We start from the raw sequence: 4,530 nt of genomic DNA on the forward strand, positions 1-4,530 counted from the left end.
CGGAGCCTCGGCGCCGCCCTGACCGGAGGTGCGAGAGCAGGGCCGCGCCGGTGGCGAGGCCGGCCACGACGGGCCCGCGCGCGTCGCGCGGGCGGCGTGGCGAGGTCATGCCGCCCATTGTGGGGTACGTCACGGGTCCGTGCCCAGGGGTGGGACCGCGGGCCGGCACGTCGGCCGATGGGCGAGGATGTGCCCCATGGACGCAACAGCCGACGCACCCCGGGCCTACGTCGTGATGGGCGTGGCGGGGTCGGGCAAGACGACGGTCGCCGCGCTGCTGGCGGGTCGCCTCGGGGCGTCGTTCGCCGAGGGCGACGACTTCCACTCCCCCGAGAACGTGGCGGCGATGGCGGCGGGCCGACCGTTGCAGGACGCCGACCGGTGGCCGTGGCTGCGCAGCGTCCGGGACTGGCTGGCGGGCGAGCTGGCCGCGGGGCGCAGCGCCGTCGTGCCGTGCAGCGCGCTGCGGCGCGGCTACCGGGAGCTGCTGGCGGAGGCGGGCCCGGCGGGTGCGGTGCGGTTCGTGCACCTGACGGGGTCGACCGAGCTGCTGCGCGCCCGGATCCAGGGCCGCGCGGGGCACTTCATGAAGCCCGAGATGCTGGACGGCCAGCTCGCGACACTCGAGCCGCTGGGCGCGGACGAGCCGGGCTTCGCCGTCGACGTGGCTCCGGGCGCGGACCAGGTCGTCGACGACATCCTGCGCCGGCTCGCCGGCTGACGGCCGGTCTCAGCCCCGGTCCCCGACGACCCGCGCGAGCCACGCGGTGCGGGCGGACGGTCGGGCGCCGGCGGGTCAGTCCTGCGGCGGCTGCGGGACGTCCTCGCCCGTCGCCGCGAGGTCCTCGAGGAAGCGCGCGACGATCTCGCGCTCGCGCGGCGCGAGCCGGGCGACGGCGTCGAACCGGCGGGCGTGGCTGCGGCCCACGGTCTCGCGCGCCACGCGCCGCGTCTCGTCGCTCACCTCGATGGCGAGGCTGCGTCGGTCGGACGGGTGCGGGAAGCGCCGCACGTGCCCGCCCGCGACCAGCCGGTCGAGGAGCTTGGTGGTGGAGGCGGTGGTGATGCCGAGGTGGGTCGCGATGGCGCCCGGCGTCGCGACGCGGCCCTGGTTGCGCAGGGCGATGACGAACCGCACGGCCTTCATGTCGGTCTCGCCGAGGTTCATGTACCGGCGCGACGCCTCGCTCGCGCGCCGCTCGGCCTCGCGCCAGCGGCGCAGCCCCTCCAGCACGCGGACCACCTGGTCGACGTCCGTGTCGGCCAGCCCGGCACGGCGGACCAGCTCCTCCTGCGGGTCCATGACGCGCGGGTCCATGATGGACGGTTCGGTGATGGAGGGTTCCGTGATGGAGGGCTCAGCGCTGGGCTCGGCGACCGCGGGTGCTGGATCCACGGGGGGATCGTAGCCTGTCGAGGGTTCCTTCATATGCTTAAATATAGCCTGTCTAACTAGCCTGGCTAGCGATTAGCGCCGGGTACCCGTATCACCGGAAGGAGAGCTGCGGATGCGGCTCTGGTCGCTCGACCCCGCCCTGCTGGACCGACAGGGACTCACCGCCTGCTGGCGCGAGGCGCTCCTCGCCCAGGCCGTCCTCCTCGGCCGCACCAAGGGCTACACCGCCCACCCGCAGCTCGTCCGGTTCCGGGAGCACCCCGAGCCGGTCGTCGCCGTGGCCGCCTACCTGCACACCGTCCGCGCGACGGCACAGCAGCAGGGCTACCGCTTCGACGCGACGCGGATCGTGCGCCCGCTCGACGAGCACCTGCGCGCCACCGCGCGGATCCCCGTCACCGCGGGGCAGCTCGAGCACGAGTGGCAGCACCTGCTGCGCAAGCTCGCCGTCCGCTCCCCCGAGCGCCACGCGCAGCTCGTCGCGGCGGGCACCGGCCCCGTGGCGCACCCCCTGTTCGTCGTCGTGCCCGGCGAGGTCGCCGCCTGGGAGCGTGCCGCATGAGCGCCGCCACCCGCGTGCCGCGCTGGCTGCGCGTCACCCTGCCGGCCGTGCTCATCCTCGTGTGGCTCGGGGCCGCCGCGATCGGCGGGCCGTACTTCGGCCGCGTCGACGAGGTCTCCTCCAACGACCGCACCGCCTACCTGCCGTCCACCGCCGAGGCCACGGCCGTGCAGGACCGTCTCGCCGACTTCACCGACGGCGACGCGATCCCCGCCGTCGTCGTGTTCACCGGCGAGGGCGAGCTGTCCCGCGACGACCTCGCAGCGCTCGGCGACGCGCTGGCCGCCGCGGCGGACCTCGACGTCGTCGAGGGCGAGACGTCCCCGCCCATCCCCTCGGAGGACGGCGAGGCCGCCCAGGCGTTCGTGCCGATCTCCTCGGCCGCCGACCTCGGCGACGCCACCACCGAGCTGCGCGAGACGCTGCGCGCCGAGCTGCCCGACGGCGTCGACCTCTCCCTCACCGGCCCCGCAGGCTTCTCGAGCGACCTCGTGTCCGCGTTCGCGGGCATCGACGGACTGCTGCTCGGCGTCGCGCTCGCCGCGGTGCTGGTCATCCTGATCATCGTGTACCGGTCCCTGCTGCTGCCGCTGGCGGTGCTCGCGACAAGCCTCTTCGCGCTCTGCGTCGCGCTGCTCACGGTGTGGCACCTGGCCAAGGCCGACGTGCTGCTGCTCAGCGGGCAGACGCAGGGCATCCTGTTCATCCTCGTCATCGGCGCGGCCACCGACTACGCGCTGCTGTACGTCGCGCGGTTCCGCGAGGAGCTGCTGTCCGTGCCCGACCGGTGGACCGCGACGTGGCGCGCGCTGCGCGGCTCGGTCGAGCCGATCCTCGCCTCGGGCGGCACCGTCATCGCGGGCCTGCTGTGCCTCCTGCTCAGCGAGCTGCGGTCCAACAGCACGCTCGGCCCGGTCGCGGCGATCGGCATCGCGTTCGCCATGCTGTCCGCGCTGACGCTGCTGCCCGCTGTCCTCCTCGCGCTCGGCCGCGCCGCGTTCTGGCCGCGCCGCCCCCGCTACGACCCGGACCACGACAGCACCGCCGAGCGCGAGACCGGCCTGTGGGGCCGCGTCGCCGGCCTCGTGCGCGCCCGCCCCCGCGTCGTGTGGCTCACGACGGCGGCCGTGCTCGCCCTGGGCGCCGTCGGCGTCACGCAGCTGCAGGCCTCGGGCGTGCCGCAGTCGGAGCTCGTGCTCGGCAGCTCCGAGGCACGCACCGGCCAGGAGCAGCTCGCCGAGCACTTCCCGGCCGGCTCGGGCAGCCCGGTGTACGTCGTCGCGCCCGAGGACGACCTCCAGGCCGCCGCCGACGTGCTCCTGGACGCCGACGGCATCGAACAGGTCGCGGTCACCGCCGATACCGAGAGCGGCACCGCGCCCGTGACGGCCGACGGCGTCCAGCCCCTCGGCCCGCCCGGCACCCCTGCCCCCGAGCCCGTGGTCGCCGACGGCGACGTGCTGCTGCAGGGCACCCTCGGCGACGCCGCGGACTCGCTCGCCGCCGAGGACACGGTCAGCGGCCTGCGCGCCGCCTACGCCGACGCCGTGCCCGGCGCGCTGGTCGGCGGGGAGTCCGCGACCGACCTCGACACCAACGAGGCCTCGATCCGGGACCGCACGCTCATCGTGCCGATCGTGCTCGTGGTCATCCTCGTGATCCTCATGCTGCTGCTGCGCGCCGTGCTCGCGCCCGTGCTGCTCATCCTCACCACGGTGCTGTCCTTCGGCACCGCGATGGGCGTCGCGGCGCTGGTGTTCAACGACGTGCTCGGCTTCCCCGGCGCGGACCCGGCCGTGCCGCTGTTCGGGTTCGTCTTCCTCGTGGCGCTCGGCATCGACTACAACATCTTCCTCATGACCCGCGTGCGGGAGGAGTCGATCGCGCACGGCACCCGCGAGGGCGTGCTGCGCGGCCTGCGCGTGACCGGCGGGATCATCACCTCGGCGGGCCTCGTGCTCGCGGCGACGTTCACGGCGCTCGCCGTGATCCCCGTGCTGTTCCTCGCGCAGCTCGCGTTCATCGTCGCCTTCGGCGTGCTGCTCGACACGTTCGCGGTGCGGTCGCTCCTGGTCCCGGCCCTGTCCTACGACGTCGGCCGCGCGATCTGGTGGCCGTCACGCCTCGCCCGCGGGGAGCGGTGACCCGGGCGCGGTGAGTCCGGCCAGGACGCGGTCCAGGCCGTCACCGAACCACGACTCGACGTCGCGGCCGAACGCGCCGGGAGGCGCGCCCCCGGCGGCGGCGTCGAGCCACGGGTGCCGCCTGCGCGCCCCGGTCCGGTCCAGCCGGTCCAGCTCGCGCGCCCACCACGCGGGGTACGACGTGCCGGACCGGGCCTCGGCGTGCTCGGCGAGCAGCAGCAGGGCCATGCCCTGCACATACCCGCTGAGCGCCACGTACCGGCCCAGGGCCGACGCCGGGTCGGCACCCAGCGCGACGAAGGCGTCGACCCCCGTGCGCGCGGCGTCGAGCACGGCGGGCGCGAGCGGCGGGCGGCTGCTGGCCAGGACGCCGACGAGCCACGGGTGCGCGCGGTAGGCGGCCCACTCGGCCTCCGCGAGCGCGCGGA

The 4,530-nt window shown here is 75.3% G+C and carries 5 protein-coding genes; 3 read left to right on the forward strand and 2 right to left on the reverse strand.

Annotation, left to right across the window (positions count from 1 at the left end; genetic code table 11):
- Nucleotides 1-196: 196 nt before the first annotated feature.
- Nucleotides 197-721, forward strand: coding sequence for a gluconokinase (locus HLB15_RS22575; protein WP_212760254.1), 525 nt, complete (start codon nucleotides 197-199; stop codon nucleotides 719-721).
- A gap of 75 nt (nucleotides 722-796) precedes the next feature.
- Here HLB15_RS22575 and HLB15_RS22580 read toward each other — a convergent pair whose 3' ends face one another.
- Nucleotides 797-1,396, reverse strand: a complete 600-nt coding sequence (locus HLB15_RS22580) for a MarR family winged helix-turn-helix transcriptional regulator (protein ID WP_229785564.1) — start codon at nucleotides 1,394-1,396, stop codon at nucleotides 797-799.
- Between the two features lie 112 nt (nucleotides 1,397-1,508).
- Here HLB15_RS22580 and HLB15_RS22585 point away from each other — a divergent pair, with 112 nt between their 5' ends.
- A complete protein-coding gene (locus HLB15_RS22585; protein ID WP_171108879.1) occupies nucleotides 1,509-1,958 on the forward strand; it encodes a pyrimidine dimer DNA glycosylase/endonuclease V in 450 nt (149 codons plus the stop codon).
- A complete protein-coding gene (locus HLB15_RS22590) occupies nucleotides 1,955-4,102 on the forward strand; it encodes an MMPL family transporter (protein ID WP_171108882.1) in 2,148 nt (715 codons plus the stop codon). Before HLB15_RS22585 ends, HLB15_RS22590 begins: the two co-directional genes overlap by 4 nt.
- Here the strand turns inward: HLB15_RS22590 and HLB15_RS22595 are convergent.
- On the reverse strand, nucleotides 4,076-4,530 hold a 455-nt coding region (locus HLB15_RS22595; RefSeq protein ID WP_171108884.1), incomplete at its 5' end, for a TetR/AcrR family transcriptional regulator C-terminal domain-containing protein. The two genes, HLB15_RS22590 and HLB15_RS22595, sit on opposite strands and share 27 nt — an antisense overlap.

The organism is Promicromonospora citrea (assembly GCF_013004695.1).
Classification (GTDB): domain Bacteria; phylum Actinomycetota; class Actinomycetes; order Actinomycetales; family Cellulomonadaceae; genus Promicromonospora; species Promicromonospora citrea.

What these genes read in the sequence shown, in the direction of transcription:
- HLB15_RS22575 (WP_212760254.1), top strand. Translation starts at nt 197, where the DNA reads ATGGACGCAACAGCCGACGCACCCCGGGCCTACGTCGTGATGGGCGTG.
- HLB15_RS22585 (WP_171108879.1), top strand. Translation starts at nt 1,509, where the DNA reads ATGCGGCTCTGGTCGCTCGACCCCGCCCTGCTGGACCGACAGGGACTC.
- HLB15_RS22590 (WP_171108882.1), top strand. Translation starts at nt 1,955, where the DNA reads ATGAGCGCCGCCACCCGCGTGCCGCGCTGGCTGCGCGTCACCCTGCCG.